General features: G+C 58.4%; 16 protein-coding genes. 6 read left to right on the top strand and 10 right to left on the bottom strand.

Annotation, left to right across the window (positions count from 1 at the left end; all coding sequences use genetic code 11):
* Positions 1-107: 107 nt before the first annotated feature.
* Positions 108-362, top strand: coding sequence for an FAD assembly factor SdhE (locus TU86_RS06110; protein WP_048363403.1), 255 nt, complete (start codon positions 108-110; stop codon positions 360-362).
* Entirely contained in the window at positions 346-798 is a 453-nt protein-coding gene (locus TU86_RS06115) for a protein YgfX (RefSeq protein ID WP_048363404.1), read from the top strand. Before TU86_RS06110 ends, TU86_RS06115 begins: the two co-directional genes overlap by 17 nt.
* Here TU86_RS06115 and nadB read toward each other — a convergent pair.
* On the bottom strand, positions 767-2,383 hold the full coding sequence (gene nadB / locus TU86_RS06120; protein WP_048363405.1) for an L-aspartate oxidase: 1,617 nt from the start codon (positions 2,381-2,383) through the stop codon (positions 767-769). The two genes, TU86_RS06115 and nadB, sit on opposite strands and share 32 nt — an antisense overlap.
* A 520-nt stretch (positions 2,384-2,903) precedes the next feature.
* Between nadB and rpoE the strand changes: the two genes are divergently transcribed.
* From rpoE to TU86_RS06140, 4 genes are all read left to right on the top strand, one after another.
* Positions 2,904-3,485: an RNA polymerase sigma factor RpoE/AlgU gene (rpoE, locus tag TU86_RS06125; protein WP_047277106.1), complete on the top strand. Its 582-nt coding sequence runs from the start codon at positions 2,904-2,906 to the stop codon at positions 3,483-3,485.
* A gap of 31 nt (positions 3,486-3,516) precedes the next feature.
* The gene (locus TU86_RS06130) at positions 3,517-4,107 is read left to right on the top strand and encodes a sigma-E factor negative regulatory protein (RefSeq protein WP_048363406.1); all 591 of its coding nucleotides are present in this window, start codon (positions 3,517-3,519) and stop codon (positions 4,105-4,107) included.
* A gap of 7 nt (positions 4,108-4,114) precedes the next feature.
* Positions 4,115-5,077, top strand: a complete 963-nt coding sequence (locus TU86_RS06135) for a MucB/RseB C-terminal domain-containing protein (protein ID WP_048363407.1) — start codon at positions 4,115-4,117, stop codon at positions 5,075-5,077.
* Between the two features lie 181 nt (positions 5,078-5,258).
* On the top strand, positions 5,259-6,695 hold the full coding sequence (locus tag TU86_RS06140) for a DegQ family serine endoprotease (RefSeq protein ID WP_048363408.1): 1,437 nt from the start codon (positions 5,259-5,261) through the stop codon (positions 6,693-6,695).
* Positions 6,696-6,765: 70 nt separating this feature from the next.
* Here TU86_RS06140 and TU86_RS06145 read toward each other — a convergent pair whose 3' ends face one another.
* The 9 genes from TU86_RS06145 to arcC all read right to left on the bottom strand — a co-directional run bounded on the left by TU86_RS06145 (position 6,766) and on the right by arcC (position 17,200).
* Positions 6,766-7,257, bottom strand: coding sequence for an RDD family protein (locus TU86_RS06145; RefSeq protein ID WP_048363409.1), 492 nt, complete (start codon positions 7,255-7,257; stop codon positions 6,766-6,768).
* A 96-nt stretch (positions 7,258-7,353) separates the two neighbouring features.
* On the bottom strand, positions 7,354-7,566 hold the full coding sequence (locus tag TU86_RS06150) for a cold-shock protein (protein ID WP_048363410.1): 213 nt from the start codon (positions 7,564-7,566) through the stop codon (positions 7,354-7,356).
* A gap of 386 nt (positions 7,567-7,952) precedes the next feature.
* Positions 7,953-9,077, bottom strand: a complete 1,125-nt coding sequence (gene gcvT, locus TU86_RS06155; RefSeq protein ID WP_048363411.1) for a glycine cleavage system aminomethyltransferase GcvT — start codon at positions 9,075-9,077, stop codon at positions 7,953-7,955.
* Positions 9,078-9,094: 17 nt separating this feature from the next.
* Positions 9,095-10,471, bottom strand: coding sequence for an L-serine ammonia-lyase (locus TU86_RS06160; protein ID WP_048363412.1), 1,377 nt, complete (start codon positions 10,469-10,471; stop codon positions 9,095-9,097).
* Positions 10,472-10,555: 84 nt separating this feature from the next.
* The gene (gcvP, locus tag TU86_RS06165) at positions 10,556-13,414 is read right to left on the bottom strand and encodes an aminomethyl-transferring glycine dehydrogenase (protein ID WP_048363413.1); all 2,859 of its coding nucleotides are present in this window, start codon (positions 13,412-13,414) and stop codon (positions 10,556-10,558) included.
* A gap of 10 nt (positions 13,415-13,424) precedes the next feature.
* Positions 13,425-13,808, bottom strand: coding sequence for a glycine cleavage system protein GcvH (gcvH, locus tag TU86_RS06170; protein WP_048363414.1), 384 nt, complete (start codon positions 13,806-13,808; stop codon positions 13,425-13,427).
* Between the two features lie 327 nt (positions 13,809-14,135).
* Positions 14,136-15,653: a sigma-54-dependent transcriptional regulator gene (locus TU86_RS06175; RefSeq protein ID WP_048363415.1), complete on the bottom strand. Its 1,518-nt coding sequence runs from the start codon at positions 15,651-15,653 to the stop codon at positions 14,136-14,138.
* A gap of 201 nt (positions 15,654-15,854) precedes the next feature.
* A complete protein-coding gene (locus TU86_RS06180) occupies positions 15,855-16,214 on the bottom strand; it encodes a DUF5064 family protein (RefSeq protein WP_048363416.1) in 360 nt (119 codons plus the stop codon).
* Positions 16,215-16,270: 56 nt separating this feature from the next.
* Positions 16,271-17,200 carry a carbamate kinase gene (gene arcC / locus TU86_RS06185; protein ID WP_048363417.1) on the bottom strand — a complete coding sequence of 310 codons (930 nt, stop codon included), beginning with the start codon at positions 17,198-17,200 and terminating at the stop codon, positions 16,271-16,273.
* Between the last annotated feature and the right edge of the window lie 81 nt (positions 17,201-17,281).

Here is a 17,281-nt window from a genome sequence, read left to right on the forward strand (position 1 = left end):
GCGTTCTGCAAATGGATAGTTCGCGTAGGACCGGTGGAGACCGACCAAAGCCGACTGGTCTCTGGCAGAACGGTCTGTATACTTGCGCACTATTTGAGGAGCGCTCCATGGTCGAAGATGTTGAACTCAATCGTCTTTACTGGCACAGCCGCCGCGGCATGCTTGAACTTGACGTGCTGTTGGTGCCTTTCGTCAAAGAGGTATACGCCACGCTGAACGACGTAGACCGCGAGTGCTATCGCAAGCTGCTTGAGTGCGAAGACCAGGACATGTTCGGCTGGTTTATGGAGCGCAGCGAGTCCGAAGACCCGGAGTTGCAGCGCATGGTTCGCATGATCCTGGATCGTGTCCAGCCCAAGTAATTTTTTCGAATGCCGCTGGCGTGCTTCCGGGCACTTGCTGGCGGCGTATCTTGCAGCCCAGACGCTGGCGCTGATCGCAATCTGCCTTCTTTCTATACCTGCCTGGGCTCAAGTGCTGGGGGCTTTTGTGTGTTTGAGCCACGGGGTTTGGGTGTGGCCACGGCATATCCGCCTGACCCATCCCGCGGCCATTAGCGGCTTGCGGCGTAATGCTGAGGGTTGGCAGTTGTGGAGTCGCGCTAACGGTTGGCAGGCTGTTCAACTGCGTCGCGACAGTATCGCGTTGCCTGCGTTGGTGATTGTGCGTTTTAGTCTGCGAGGCGAGCGTTGGGTGCGTGCTGCTTGCATACCCTGCGACGCGCTGGCGCCCGATCAGCACCGGCGCCTGCGCGTGCGGCTCAAGTTCAGTCGGCGTAGGTGGCTGGCACCAGAATAGTGTCCAGTGCCTCGGGCAGCATGTGCGGGTAGTCGAGTGTGTAATGCAGGCCGCGCGACTCCTTTCTGGCCATCGCGCTGCGGATCATCAGTTCGGCCACTTGCGCCAGGTTGCGCAACTCGATCAAGTCGCGGCTGACTTTATAGTTGCTGTAGAACTCGTCAATTTCATCCAGCAATAGCCGAACCCGGTGCTGTGCCCGTTGCAAGCGCTTGTTGGTGCGCACGATACCCACGTAGTCCCACATGAAGCGCCGCAGTTCATCCCAGTTGTGGGCGATGATCACGTCTTCGTCCGAATCGGTCACCTGGCTCGCATCCCAGCTGGGTAAGGCCACTGGAATGGCGATGTGCTGCAATTGAGCCAAAATGTCGGTGGCAGCTGCGCGGCCATACACGAAACACTCCAGCAAGGAGTTGCTGGCCATGCGATTGGCGCCGTGCAGGCCAGTGAAACTGGTCTCGCCGATGGCATAGAGGCCGGGTACATCGGTGCGCCCATGCGCGTCGACCATGACCCCGCCGCAGGTGTAATGCGCGGCTGGCACCACGGGGATGGGCTGGCGGGTGATGTCGATGGAAAACCCAAGGCAGCGCTCATAAACCGTCGGGAAATGGGTCTTGATGAACGTTTCGGATTTATGGCTGATGTCCAGGTACACGCAATCAATGCCCAGGCGCTTCATTTCGTGGTCGATGGCCCGGGCGACAATATCGCGCGGGGCCAGTTCGCCGCGCGGGTCAAAGCGCTGCATGAAGCGCTCGCCGTTTGGTAGCTTTAAATGTGCCCCTTCGCCACGCAGGGCTTCGGTGATCAAAAAGCTTTTGGCTTGCGGGTGATACAGGCAGGTGGGGTGGAACTGGTTGAATTCCAGGTTCGCAACGCGACAGCCCGAGCGCCACGCCATCGCAATGCCGTCACCGCAGGCGCCGTCCGGATTGCTGGTATAGAGGTAGACCTTGGCGGCGCCGCCGGTGGCCAAAATCGTAAAGCGCGAGCCGAAAGTGTCTACTTCACCTGTGGCGCGATTGAGCACGTAGGCCCCCAGGCAGCGATCACCGTCCAGCCCCAGCCGGCGCTCGGTAATCAGATCAACGGCCACCCGTTGTTCAAGCAATTCAATGTTGGGGCGTTGGCGTGCCTGTTCGAGCAGGGTTTTGAAAATCGCGGCCCCCGTTGCGTCGGCTGCGTGGATGATGCGCCGGTGGCTGTGCCCGCCTTCGCGGGTGAGGTGGAACTCAAAGCCCGGGTGCTGCGGGTCGACGGCTTCATCGCGGGTGAAGGGTACGCCTTGATCGATCAGCCACTGAATGGCCTCGCGACTGTGCTCGACAGTGAAACGCACGGCATCTTCATGGCACAGGCCACCGCCGGCGTTGAGGGTGTCTTCAACGTGGGATTGCACCGTGTCGGTGTCATCGAGCACGGCGGCAACACCGCCTTGTGCCCAGAACGTCGAGCCGTTGGCCAGATCGCCCTTGCTCAGCACTGCAATGCGCATGTGGCCGGGCAATGTAAGTGCCAGGCTCAAACCGGCAGCACCGCTGCCAATCACCAGCACATCATGTTGAAAATGTTGGCTCATTCTTCTGACATCCGCAAAAAAGCGCCCACTAGTATATAGAGGGGGGGATCGGCACAATAGCCGGGCCTTTATGGCATTGTGAAACTACAGCGGGCACGAAGTGTGCCTCACTCGCAGGCGGTCTGTATGCCGGTATGCAGAATTTTTTGCCGGTGCAGGCCGGGTTTAAGCGTGTGCAGAGGCTCATGCGTGGGGCTGTGTTGCAATGAGTGGTACCTCGCTCGGATTAATTGAACTTTTCCTATAGGCCAATGTTCCATAGAGGGTTGCCCATCGTGAAGGGGGACAGCGTTGGCTTTAACGCGGGCGGGCTTGAGGTACGGCCCACAGCAGATAAGCCTGACGACAAGATTATTGACGCAGCCGGCAAGGCCCGAGCTGCGTTTTCGTGCGCGCCAAATCCGAGTGCGCAGGAAACTTACCAGGGGGGGAGAGAACTTTTGCGTAAAGCCCGAGTCTATGTTTGCAAGCCTGATCAATTAGCACAGCAATCTCCCTCTCGGTCTTATGAGGAGTATTCATGCTAACCCAGGAAGAGGATCAGCAGCTGGTCGAGCGCGTACAGCGTGGCGACAAGCGTGCATTCGATCTGTTAGTGCTGAAATACCAGCACAAAATTCTCGGGTTGATCGTGCGGTTTGTGCACGACACCCATGAAGCCCAAGACGTTGCACAAGAAGCCTTCATCAAGGCTTACCGGGCACTCGGTAATTTTCGCGGCGACAGCGCCTTTTATACATGGCTGTACCGCATCGCCATTAACACGGCTAAAAATTACCTGGTATCACGGGGTCGACGTCCGCCAGACAGTGATGTGAGTTCTGAAGATGCTGAGTTTTACGATGGTGACCACGGTCTGAAAGATCTGGAATCGCCGGAGCGTGCTTTGCTCCGCGATGAGATCGAAGGTACCGTTCATCGCACGATTCAGCTGTTACCAGAAGATCTACGAACGGCGTTAACTTTACGTGAGTTTGATGGTCTGAGTTACGAGGACATTGCGAGCGTCATGCAATGCCCGGTGGGTACCGTGCGCTCCCGGATTTTCCGCGCCCGGGAAGCCATTGATAAAGCCCTGCAACCTTTGTTGCAGGAAACCTGAGACAGCGGCGACAGCCAAGAGAGGAACCGCCATGAGTCGTGAAGCCCTGCAGGAATCGCTGTCCGCGGTGATGGATAACGAAGCGGACGAACTGGAACTACGTCGGGTATTGAATGCCTTTGACGATTCGCACACCCGTGACACCTGGTCTCGTTACCAAGTGGCACGTGCTGCGATGCACAAGGATTTGATGATTCCACGCCTGGACATCGCATCTGCTGTATCGGCTGCATTGGCCGAGGAACAAACCCCGGTCAAAGTGGCCTCCAGCCCCTGGAAAAGCATTGGGCGTCTGGCAGTTGCAGCGTCGGTGACAGTCGCTGTGTTGGCCGGTGTAAGGCTCTACAACCAGGATGACATCGTCGGTGCACAGCTTGCTCAGCAAGGTACTCAGCCGAGCATGACCGCGCCGATGGTTAAAGGCCCTGCCGTACTGGCGAATTACAAAGAGAGCGCTGACCAGGCCCCGGGCCCTATGGCCAATGGTGTTCTGCAAGGTCAGTCAGGTTGGCAGGATCAACGTTTGCCGGGTTACCTGCGTCAGCATGCCCAGCAAGCTGCGATGAAAAGCACTGAGGGTGTTCTTCCTTACGCTCGAGCCGCCAGTCTGGAAAACCGTTAAGGCCATCATGCGCGTCCTACCTCTGTTACCGCTTTTGCTCAGTGGCTGGTTTGCAGTGCCAGCCCATGCCGATGAAGCTCAGGATTGGCTCAAACGCCTCGGGCAAGCGGAGCAGCAGCAAAGCTATCAAGGCACCTTCGTTTATGAACGCAACGGTAGTTTTTCTACCCACAGCATCTGGCACCTCGTGCAGGATGGGAACGTTCGTGAACGACTGCTGCAACTCGATGGCCCTGCTCAAGAGGTTGTCCGCGCCGATGGGCGCACCCTCTGTGTCACTGGTCAGCTGGTTTCGGGGCTACGCGGCACATCGGCAGCGTCGGTCAGAACGCTGGAGACCGAAAAACTCAGCAACTGGTACGCAGTGACCAAAACCGGAGATTCACGCGTAGCGGGTCGCAGGGCGGTGATTATTTCCCTGACGCCGCGTGATCAGCACCGTTACGGCGTTGAGTTGTATCTGGATCGCGACACCGGTTTGCCGCTTAAATCATTGCTGCTCAATGATAAGGCGCAACTGCTGGAGCGTTTTCAGTTCACTGAGCTGGACACTCAAACGCCTGACAGCGCACTGCTCAAACCCAGTGGACAGTGTCAGTCGGTTTCGCTCCAGCCGCCTGTCGAACAAACCGGCGCAGTGACTCACGCCTGGCATTCAGAGTGGCTGCCTCCGGGGTTTGAACTGGTCAACAGCACGGTCAATCGAGACCCGAAGACCAAGTCCGAAGTCACCAGCCTGTTGTATGACGACGGTCTAGCCCGCTTTTCGGTATTCCTTGAGCCGCTCAATGGCGCTTCTGCACCTGACACGCGAGTTCAACTGGGCCCTACAGCTGCCGTTTCAAGGCACCTGACGACCAATGATGGCGATATGCTTGCTACCGTGGTGGGCGAGATTCCAATCGGCACCGCAGAACGCATTGCGCTTTCCATGCGTACCGGTAAAGCCGAGCCGCAGGTCAAGCCTTAGTGGTGCGCCGACATGTCTGGTGAAGATTTTCATTTGCCAAACGTTTTATATTTTTCTATAGGTCAGAGCCCTAAAGGCTCTGGCCTTGTTTGTTTGTGGGTGTCCAAAAATACGGTCTATGCTTTGGGCTTGGTTTTTGGATGCCAGCCGCTTAACTCTGCTTGCTATTAACGGGAGCTGTATGTCGATGCCTCGATTGAAACCTTACTTACCCATTCTTGCGGCCGTGATGATGCTCGGGCAGGCAGTTCCGGCCTTGGCGGATGCGCCGTTGGTGCAGTTGCCCGACTTCACGCAGTTGGTTGAACAAGCCTCCCCGGCGGTGGTGAACATCAGCACCACGCAAAAATTACCTGAGCGCCGTGTGTCAAGCATGGGGCAAATGCCAGATCTGGAAGGGCTGCCGCCCGGTTTGCGGGACTTTTTCGAGCGCAGCATGCCGCAGGCACCACGCAGCGGCGGCGGGCGTCAGCGCGAAGCTCAATCGTTGGGTTCGGGTTTTATCATTTCGCCTGATGGCTATGTCTTGACCAACAACCACGTCGTGGCGGATGCAGATGAAATCATCGTGCGCCTGTCAGACCGCAGCGAAATGAAAGCCAAGCTGGTTGGCACCGATCCACGCTCTGACGTGGCGCTGCTGAAAATCGAAGGCAAAAACCTGCCAGTTCTGAAACTGGGCAAGTCGCAAGACCTCAAAGCGGGGCAGTGGGTGGTTGCCATCGGTTCACCGTTCGGTTTTGACCATACCGTGACCCAAGGCATCATCAGCGCCATCGGCCGCAGCCTGCCGAACGAAAGCTACGTGCCTTTTATCCAGACTGACGTGCCGATCAACCCGGGTAACTCCGGCGGCCCGCTGTTCAACCTGGCTGGTGAGGTTGTGGGTATCAACTCGCAAATCTACACCCGCTCCGGTGGTTTCATGGGCGTGTCGTTTGCCATCCCTATCGACGTAGCGATGGACGTGTCCAACCAGCTTAAAAGCGGTGGCAAAGTCAGCCGAGGCTGGTTGGGTGTGGTGATTCAAGAGGTCAACAAAGACCTGGCTGAATCCTTCGGTCTGGACAAGCCAGCCGGTGCGCTGGTGGCTCAAGTGCTCGATGACGGCCCGGCAGCCAAAGGCGGCCTGCAAGTGGGTGACGTGATCCTGAGCATGAATGGCCAGCCAATTGTGATGTCTGCCGACCTGCCGCATCTGGTGGGTGCTCTCAAGGCGGGCAGCAAGGCAAGCCTTGAAGTGGTGCGTGACGGCAAGCGTAAAACCCTGGACCTGACCGTGGGCGCGATTCCTGACGAAGGCAAAGAGATGGACTCGCCGAGCGGTGCCGAGCGCAGCAGCAACCGTCTGGGTGTTTCTGTGGTGGACCTGAGCGAGGAGCAGAAGAAAGCCAACGACATCAAGGGTGGCGTGATCATCAAGGATGTTCAGGACGGCCCTGCGGCCCTGATCGGCCTGCAACCAGGTGATGTCATTACGCACCTGAACAACCAGGCGATTACCGATGCCAAACAGTTCACTGACATTGCCAAGGCGCTGCCAAAAAACCGTTCAGTGTCGATGCGCGTGCTGCGTCAAGGTCGTGCAAGCTTTATTACCTTCAAACTGGCGGAGTAACGCTGGTAGAGGCAATAGGTTGAGGTAATGAGAAAGCCCGTATCGAGTGATACGGGCTTTTTTGTGCGGCTTATTTTTTCTTCTGTTTGGGGACCCTGACCAATTGGCTGTTGGAGTACATGTCATGCCAGGTGCGCTTTTGTTTATCGAAGAGCGACCAGACAAAGCCCAGACCGAAACACAGCCATGAACCAATCGATACGATAAAACGCAGCAACGCTTGCCACAGGCTGATTGCCGTACCGTCCGCGTTCTGTACGCGCACCCCCCATACCTGCATGCCCAGGGTTTGACCTGAGTGGGTCCAGAACTTGGCAAAGAAGCCGAACAGCACAAAAAACAGGAGGGTGGACAACAGCGGGTCGCCGTCCAGTGCGCCGGACTCCGAGAGTGCGCGCATTTTGGCTTCACCGATAAAGCCCATCAAAATCAGTTTGTAAATAAAGGTGGTGACGATCATCAGTGCTGTGCACAACAAGAAATCGTAGAACATGGCTGCCAGGCGGCGCCCCAGGCCAGCGGCTGGAAACGCGCCTTGAGGGCTGAGTGGTTGTTTCGACATGGCAGGGTCTCGTGAAGGAAAAAAGCCATCTTACGGAATTGCGCCCATAAAAAAGCCCCTGATGTCACCATCAGGGGCTTTTCACTGCAATAAAGCTTAGGCTTCGGCTTGTACTTCGTCAGCCTGCATGCCTTTTTGGCCTTGTACGGCGACGAAAGTCACTTTCTGGCCTTCTTTCAGGCTTTTGAAACCGTTGCCTTGGATGGCACGGAAGTGCACGAATAGATCCGCGCCGCTTTCAGGGGTGATAAAGCCAAACCCCTTCTCGTCGTTAAACCACTTGACGGTACCGCTTTGACGTTGGGACATTTCTTAGTTCCTTGACGCTAACAATTAATGACAGTCTCTTTGCTATGAAAGAGAACTGGTGCTGGGTTGCAGGAAAGTAAGAGACGCCGAACGGGTGTAGCAAACTTAGAGCTACTGCCCAGGTCACGATTCCAGCGACCCATGCAAACACAGTGCGCAAACTCTACGACAACCAGGCTTGTAAAAACAAGCCCTGCCAATACGCCGTCTGTCCCTCTGTTTTAAAGGATGTAACGTCGATTTAAGCCGCGTTTTTGGATAGGCATGTTCAATTATTTTCGTGTTCTTTTCGATACTTTCACCCTCGAAAAGTGCGCACTGTTTTGTGGCAGTTGCATGACACTTAAGTGTCGTGAACATGCAACTGTGTTTCAAACTAGGCGTCTTTACCCTCTGTAATAACGTTGCGCAACAAACGGCAGTTTCGACACTTTCATGGGGACACGTTTACCGCGAACGATTGCCCATACGTCGGTATCCAGGGGTGTATAAGCCGTGTCTAGATAGCCCATTGCCAAAGGCGCACCCAGGGTTGGACCGAAACCGCCACTACAGATACTGCCGATCACGTTGCCGTCGGCGTTTACAACTTCGGCCCCCTCACGTACCGGCGTGCGCTCCTGGGGCAGCAGGCCGACCCGTTTACGAGCAACGCCGCTTTGCTGTTGGGCAAACACCGTTTCAGCGCCGGGGAACCCGCCCGCCCGCGGCCCGTCTGCCCGACGAGCTTTAGAAATGGCCCACAACAGGCTGGCTTCAATCGGCGTGGTTTTCTCGTTCATGTCATGCCCATACAGGCACAGACCCGCTTCCAGGCGCAGCGAGTCGCGCGCGCCCAAGCCAATCGCTTCCACTTCAGGTTGAGTCAGCAGGTGACGTGCCAGAGCCTCTGCGTGCTCTGCCGGTACCGAGATCTCAAAGCCATCTTCACCGGTGTACCCCGAACGACTCACATAGCATTCCACGCCCAGCAGCGTCACCGGTGCAAACTGCATAAAGGTCATTTTCGCCACTTGCGGCGCCAGGCGTTCCAGTACCTTGACCGCCTCAGGGCCTTGCAAGGCGAGCAGGGCGCGGTCTTCAAACAGCGGCTGAATCTGACAATGGGTACTCAGGTGTTTACGCAAATGCGCCAGGTCTTGCTCTTTGCAGGCCGCGTTGACCACCAGAAACAGTTCATCGTTACCCAGGTTGGCGACCATCAGGTCATCCAGAATGCCGCCTTGTTCGTGGGTGAACATGGCATAACGCTGCATGCCCACTGGCAGGTCGATGATGTCGACCGGCACTAAGGTTTCCAGGGCTTTGGCCGCCTCCGCGCCACTCAGGCGAATTTGCCCCATGTGCGACACATCAAACAGCCCGGCGTGTTCACGGGTGTGCTGATGCTCTTTCATGACACCCAGCGGGTACTGCACGGGCATGTCGTAACCGGCAAATGGCACCATGCGCGCACCCAGTTCCAGGTGCAGCGCGTGCAGCGGGGTTTTAAGCAGTTGTTCGGTGGACATTCGTGACTCCTTAAAAATCAGCACTCGATAATGTTGACGGCCAGACCGCCGCGAGCGGTTTCTTTGTATTTGCTTTTCATATCGGCACCGGTCTGGCGCATGGTGCGGATCACTTTGTCCAGGGAGACAAAATGCTGCCCATCACCGCGCAACGCCATGCGCACCGCGTTGATCGCTTTGACCGAGCCCATTGCATTGCGCTCGATGCACGGCACCTGCACTAGTCCGCCAATCGGGTCGCAGGTCAGCCCCAAGTTATGTTCCATGCCGATCTCGGCGGCGTTTTCGACCTGCTGCACGCTACCGCCTAGCACCTCGCACAACGCGCCCGCCGCCATTGAGCACGCCACGCCGACCTCGCCTTGGCAACCCACCTCCGCGCCGGAGATGGAGGCGTTTTCCTTGTACAAAATACCGATGGCGGCAGCGGTCAGCAGAAACCGCACCACGCCGTCTTCATTGGCGCCGCCGATAAAGCGCATGTAGTAATGCAACACGGCCGGAATAATCCCCGCCGCACCATTGGTGGGCGCTGTCACCACGCGGCCACCGTTGGCGTTTTCTTCATTGACCGCCAACGCGTACAGGTTGACCCAGTCCAGCACTGACAGGGCGTCGCGCAATGAGGCTTCGGGGTTGGCGCAGAGCTGGCGATGCAGCGCCGCGGCACGGCGTTTGACCTTCAAACCGCCCGGCAGGATGCCTTCATGGCGGCAACCGGCGCTGACGCAGTCCTGCATCACTTGCCAGATGTTGAGCAGACCGCTGCGGGTCTCGGCTTCCGGGCGCCATGCACTTTCGTTGGCCATCATCACCTGGCTGATCGACAGGTGATGGGTGACGCAATGGCGCAGCAAGTCCTTGGCGGTCTTGAACGGGTACTTCAGCTCAGTGCTGTCCTCCACGATGCGGTCAGCGCCAGCGGCGCCTTCATCCACCACAAACCCCCCTCCGACCGAGTAATACTCGCGGCTGCGGATTTGTATGCCAGCGGCATCGAGCGCACGAAAAATCATGCCGTTAGGGTGGTAGGGCAGGGGTTTGCGGATCATTGCCAGGTGCAGCTTTTCATTGAACGCGATGGGGTGTTGGCCCAGCAGATTCAATTGCCCGCTGCTACGGATCGCGGCCAGACGCTGATCCACGGTGTCGGTGTTGACGGTGTCCGGGTGCTCGCCTTCCAGGCCCAGGAGCACGGCTTTGTCGCTGCCGTGGCCTTTGCCGGTGGCGCCGAGCGAGCCATACAGTTCCACTTTGACGCAGGCGGTTGTGTGCAATAGCTCATCACGCTGTAGACCTTCAACAAACCGTGCGGCGGCCCGCATGGGGCCGACGGTATGAGAGCTTGAAGGACCGATGCCAATTTTGAACAGGTCGAACACGCTTAACGACATGGGGTTCTCCGGTTTCTTATGGGTTATTGGCATTAAATACAGATGCCCTGTAGGCACGTTCGCACCTACAGGGGGGTTAGTGGTCTATGCCTCCTGATAGTTCTCAATCGAGGGGCACGCGCACACCAGATTGCGATCGCCAAACACATTGTCGACCCGACCCACTGGTGGCCAGTACTTGCTTTCGATCAACGACTCAACCGGATACACCGCTTGTTCGCGGCTGTACGGATGGGTCCATTCACCGACCATTTCTGCGGCCGTGTGCGGGGCGTTTTTCAGCGGATTGTCGTCTTTGTCCAGCGCGCCATTTTCCACGGCGCGGATCTCTTCGCGGATGCGGATCATGGCGTCGCAGAAGCGATCCAACTCTTGTTTGGACTCGCTTTCGGTCGGCTCGATCATCAGCGTGCCGGCCACCGGGAACGACATGGTCGGGGCATGGAAGCCGAAGTCGATCAGGCGCTTGGCCACGTCGTCCACGCTGATGCCGCTGCTGTCCTTGAGGGGGCGCAGGTCGAGGATGCATTCATGTGCCACCAGGCCGTTGCTGCCCGAATACAACACAGGGAAGTGCTCTTCGAGGCGGCGGGCGATGTAGTTGGCGTTGAGGATGGCCATTTGCGAAGCACGTTTGAGGCCTTCGCCGCCCATCATGCGGATATACATCCAAGTGATGGGCAGAATGCTCGCGCTGCCGAACGGCGCTGCGCACACCGCCCCTTGCTTGCGTGGCAGGCTGGCGTGGCCCGGCAGGAACGGCGTGAGGTGCGACTTGACGCCAATCGGACCCACGCCAGGGCCTCCACCGCCATGGGGAATGCAAAAGGTTTTGTGCAAGTTGAGGTGGGAAACGTCGCCGCCGAACTTGCCGGGTGCGCACAAGCCCACCATCGCGTTCATGTTGGCGCCGTCGATGTACACCTGGCCGCCGTGGTCGTGAATAATGCCGCAGATTTCACGAATGCCTTCTTCGAACACACCGTGGGTCGAAGGGTAGGTGATCATCAATGCCGCCAGGTGCTCGCTGTGCTCGATGGCTTTGGCGCGCAGGTCTTCAATGTCGACGTTGCCGCGTGCGTCGCAGGCCGTGACCACCACGCGCATGCCCGCCATATTGGCGGTGGCCGGGTTGGTGCCGTGTGCAGAAGAGGGAATCAGGCAAATGTCGCGACGTTCTTCGCCACGGCTTTGGTGGTAGGCGCGAATCGCCAGCAACCCGGCGTACTCGCCCTGGGAGCCCGCATTGGGTTGCAGCGAAATGGCGTCGTAACCGGTGGCGGCGCAGAGCATGGCCTCCAGCTCGTGGGTCAGTTGCTGGTAGCCCTGACTTTGTTCGACAGGTGCGAAGGGGTGCAGGCTGCCGAACTCGGCCCACGTGATCGGGATCATTTCGCTGGCAGCGTTGAGCTTCATGGTGCAGGAACCTAGCGGAATCATTGTGCGATCCAGTGCCAGGTCTTTGTCAGCCAAGCGACGCAGGTAACGCATCAGTTCGGTTTCAGAGTGGTAACGGTTGAACACCGGGTGGCTGAGGATCGGCGACTGGCGCAGCAGCGCGGCCGGCAAGGTGCCGCTCACGGTTTGAGCCAGGGCATCGAAGTCCGGCAGCGCTTGACCGTCGGCGGCCAGCAAGGCCCACAGCGCGGTCACATCGGACGGGCCACAGGTTTCGTCCAGCGACACGCCCACACGCTCGTCATCCACCACGCGCAGGTTGATGTGTTTGGCGTGTGCGTTGGCGTGCAGGGTTTGGGTTTTGCCGGCGGTGTGCAGCGTCAGGGTGTCGAAAAATTCGATCTGCTCGACGTTCAGTCCCAGCGCAGTCAGGCCCTTGGCCAGAATCGCCGTCAGTTGATGAATGCGCTGAGCAATCTGCGTCAGGCCTTGAGGGCCGTGGTACACGGCGTACATGCTGGCAATGTTGGCCAGCAGCACCTGCGCGGTGCAGATATTGCTCGTGGCCTTTTCGCGTCGAATGTGTTGCTCGCGGGTTTGCATGGCCAGACGTAACGCCGGTTTGCCATGGCGGTCGACCGAGACGCCGACCAGACGGCCCGGCATGTCGCGTTTGAACGCGTCGCGGGTGGCGAAGTAAGCGGCGTGCGGGCCACCGAACCCCAGAGGCACGCCAAAACGCTGGGCGCTGCCGATGGCCACGTCGGCGCCGAACTCGCCCGGCGGAGTCAGCAGCGTCAGTGCCAGCAGGTCAGCTGCGACGGCCACCAGCGCATTGGCGGCGTGGAACCGTTCAACCAGTTCGCGATAATCGAACACGTCGCCATTGCTGGCCGGGTATTGCAAGAGGGCGCCGAAGAACGGCGACAGGTCCGTGAGGCCACGTTCATCACCCACCACCACGTCGATACCCAACGGCTCAGCGCGGGTGCGCAACACATCGAGGGTTTGCGGGTGGCAGTGACGGGAAGCAAAGAACGCGTTGCTGGACTTGTTTTTGCTCAGGCGCTTGCAGAAGGTCATGGCTTCCGCGGCGGCGGTGGCTTCATCGAGCAGCGAGGCGTTGGCAATCGGCAGGCCGCTGAGGTCGCTGATCAGGGTCTGGAAGTTGAGCAGGGCTTCGAGGCGGCCTTGGGAAATCTCGGGTTGATACGGCGTGTACGCGGTGTACCAGGCCGGGTTTTCCAACAGGTTGCGCAAGATCGGCGAAGGCGTATGGCAGTTGTAATAGCCTTGGCCAATATAGGTTTTGCACAGCTGGTTTTTGGCGGCGATGGCTTTGATCGAGGCCAGCGCATCCGCCTCGCTTTGCCCGGCTGGCAGGTTGAGCACGCTGGTGCCCTTGATGCTTTCAGGGATCACGCTGGCGCTCAGAGCATCGAGGGACTCAAAGCCCAAGGTGGCGAGCATGGCCTGTTCATCGGCCTGGCGCGGGCCGATGTGGCGTGCGATGAATTCATTGGCGGTGCTGAGTTTAGTGGTCATGGCGAGTTCCTCAGGCGTCAGCGTTGGCTTTGATCAGGCGGTCGTAGGCGTCCTGATCCAGCAACTGGCTCACTGCGTTGGCATCGGTGGGTTTGAAGCGGAAGAACCAGCCTTCACCCAGCGGGTCTTCGTTGACCCGTTCCGGGCTGCTATCGAGCGCCGGGTTGACTTCCAGCACCTCACCGTCCAGTGGCATGTACACACCGCTGGCGGCTTTCACCGACTCAACGGTGGCGGCTTCTGCGCCTTTGTCGTAGGCCTGTAGTTCTGGCAACTGAACAAACACCACGTCGCCCAGAGCGTTTTGCGCAAATGCGGTAATGCCCACGGTCACGCTGCCGTCGGCTTCGGCGCGCAGCCACTCGTGGTCTTCAGTAAAACGCAATTCGCTCATGGAAACTCCTCAGGGCCAGACTCGTCTGGTAGTCGCAGTTGATTACTCGTGCTAGGACGAGCGCTTTGAGGAGTGCATTGCAAGATGGCTGCCAATTTGTAAAAGGCCATATTTATCAATGAATTGGTGGTTTCGACAGGCGGCAGCATGGCGCTACCTGTAGCGAAATCGCTACAGGTGTGAGGGGTTTAAAAAATCGAAGCGGATCAAAGCCTTGCAGCAGTGCGTCAGGCCATGTGTGTACTGAAATCGTTCCGCCGTATCGAATTCAATACGATCGCTTGAACGTGTTAGGCGATCAGACCAAAAGCTTGCACCCTGCGGCGGCTACGAAGCAGGATTTTTGCCGGGGATTGCATATTTACGCAGCCGCTGTGCAATCGCGGTGTGGCTGGTTTGCAGGCGGTTGGCCAACTGGCGGGTGGAAGGGTAGTCGACGTAGAGCTTTTCCAGCAGGGCTTTTTCGAACGAGGCAACAGCGTGTTCCAGGGTCAGCACTTCGCCATCGTTTTGCCGTGCCACTGAGGTCCCGGCGATGTCCAGATCGCCAATGTCGACGACGTTGCTTTCGCAAATGGCGGCGGCGCGAAAGATCACGTTTTGCAGTTGCCGCACATTGCCCGGCCAGCGGTTGCCCAGCAGGGCGGGGTAGGTGCCGGGCGCCAGGCGGCACACCGGGCGCTGGATTTGAGTGCAGGCCTGCTGCATAAAGGTGCGCGCCAGCAGCAGGATGTCTTGCCCGCGTTCACGCAGCGGCGGGACGTCGATGTTGAGTACATTCAGGCGATAGAACAGGTCTTCGCGAAAGGTGCCGTCGTTGACCATTTTTTCGAGGTTGCGATGCGTGGCGCTGAGGATGCGCACATTGACCTTCACTTCGCGTTCGCCGCCCACACGGCGAAAGCTGCCGTCATTCAAAAAGCGCAGGAGCTTGGCTTGCAGGTAAGGTGACATTTCAGCGATTTCATCGAGGAACACCGTGCCGTGATTGGCCAGCTCCATCAGCCCCGGCTTACCTCCGCGTTGCGCGCCGGTAAAAGCGCCGGGGGCGTAGCCGAACAGCTCGCTCTCGGCCAGGTTCTCAGGCAGGGCAGCGCAGTTGAGGGCCAGAAAAGGCGCGCCGAAGCGGTCGCTGATGGCATGGCAGGCGCGGGCCACCAGTTCTTTACCGGTGCCGGTTTCACCTTGAATCAATAACGGTGCATCCAGGGTCGCCACGCGTTGAGCGCGGGCTTTGAGGGTGCGGATCGCGGGTGAGTCTCCGAGCAAGGCGTCGAAGCCTTCAGCGTGGTCGTGATGCAGGGCTGCCAGGCGCTCGCCAATACGGCTCGGTTGATACAAGGTGAGCAGCGCCCCCGCATCCGTGATGGGGGTGGCATCGAGCATCAGCGGATGGCCGTTGAGGGTGACTTCACGCAGCGGCAGTCGAAAGCCGTTTTCCAGCAGCGCAGGCAGCAAGCCGGGGTCGCTGAACAACGCGCTGATGCTTTCACCGCCAGGTTCGTGGCCGCACAGCGACACCAGCGCCGGGTTGGCCAGTAGCACGTGGCCTTCGCTGTCGAGTGCCAATACCGGGTCGGTCATGGCCGCCAGCAGCGCATCGAGTTGCAGGTGCCGGCGCTGGCCTGGAAGGATGTCCACCACCTCCACCGATTGCACGCCCTGCACGCGGAATAAGGCTTCGCGTAGCTCGTCGAGCACGTGCGGGCTTAACGTCGGCGCGTCGATGTAGACGTTGGGCGGCACCATCTCCACGGCATCCAGATTGAGATTACGCCCGCCGAGCAGCGCCAGTACTTCCTGGGTGATGCCGACACGGTCGATAAAACTGACATGGATACGCATGGGAACGAGCAACACTTCTGGCCAGCGGAGGTGGCCAGTATGCCTTGGAGCAGAGAATTGGCGAAATTTGCGGCGGGCTTTATGGCGTGGCAGCGGCCGGTGGCTGGCGTGGCGTGCTCAGCGATTAAGCAATCGCTGTGTAACCGGACGTCGCCTGCGGCAACTGCTGCGCGATGGTGGCGAATTCTGTGGTGCGAGTCGTCACTCCAAATGTTCGGGCTTCATCGGTTCGCCCAGTTCGTGACCCAGTTGTTTTCGCACGTCTTCAAACATCATGTCGAAATATTTGTGCATCGAAGCCAGGGACGCATAGGGCGGGATGCCATTTTTTTTGGCGATATCAAACCCGACTTTGGCGAAGTTATAGAACTGGTCTTTGGGCAGAATGAACGTCTCTTTAAAATCCTTCTTGTTGATTTGGCCGTGCATGTCGAACTGCATCGACTTGCCTTCCTTGGGATCCTGAACGACCTGGTAATCGATCTTGATGTCATACCCGAAATCGCTTGGTTGCAGCGGTTCGCGGTGGATATGCAGGTGACCGGGCTCGAACGAGGCCATAGGGTAACTCCTTGGAGAGGGGGTAAAAGGGCAGACCCTAAAGCCTGCCCCGAGGTTCAGAAGTACGTAATACCCGATTTCTCGGTGCTAACGCGAGTACCGGCTTTACCTTGAACGATAGCTTCGATATCGGCCAGTGCGCCGATGACTGCGGTTTTACCGGTTTTACGCGCGAATTCGCACGCCGCTTCAACTTTCGGACCCATTGAACCTGAGGCGAAACCGAGTTTTTCCAGCTCATCGGGGTGAGCCTGGGCAATGCCTTTCTGGGTCGGTTTGCCCCAGTCAATGAAGGCTGCATTCACGTCCGTGGCGATGACCAGCAGGTCGCTGTTCAGTTGCTGCGCCAGCAGGGAGGAGGCCAGGTCTTTGTCGATCACCGCCTCAATGCCTTTGAGCTTGCCGTCTTCGCCGTACATGGTCGGAATACCACCGCCGCCTGCACAGATGACGATGGTGCCTTTTTCCAGCAGCCATTTAATCGGACGGATTTCGAAGATGCGTTTGGGTTTTGGACTGGCCACCACACGGCGGAATTTGTCGCCATCCGGTGCAATGTTCCAGCCTTTTTCAGCCGCCAGGCTCTTGGCTTCGGATTCGCTGTAGACCGGGCCAATCGGCTTGGTCGGGTTCTGGAAAGCCGGGTCTTTGGGGTCAACTTCAACCTGGGTCAGCAAAGTGGCGAACGGTGCGTCCGGTGGCAACAGGTTGCCCAGCTCTTGCTCGATCATGTAACCGATCATGCCTTCGGTTTCAGCGCCCAGCACGTCCAGCGGGTAAGGGCTGACGGCGGTGTAGGCTGCGGCTTGCAGGGACAGAAGGCCGACTTGCGGGCCGTTACCGTGGGCCACGACCAATTCGTTGCCTGGAGCGATGCGAGCGATTTGAGCGGTGGCGGTGCGGATGTTTTCGCGTTGATTTTCAGCGGTCATGGGTTGGCCGCGACGCAGAAGGGCGTTACCGCCCAGTGCAACGACGATACGCATAGGTCATTCCTTAAAAGAGGGGAAGGGCACAAACAACCGGTTCTGTGGGAGCCAGCAGGCTCGCTCCCACAGGGGCACGGC

Source organism: Pseudomonas weihenstephanensis (assembly GCF_001043055.1).
GTDB classification, from domain to species: Bacteria; Pseudomonadota; Gammaproteobacteria; order Pseudomonadales; family Pseudomonadaceae; genus Aquipseudomonas; species Aquipseudomonas weihenstephanensis.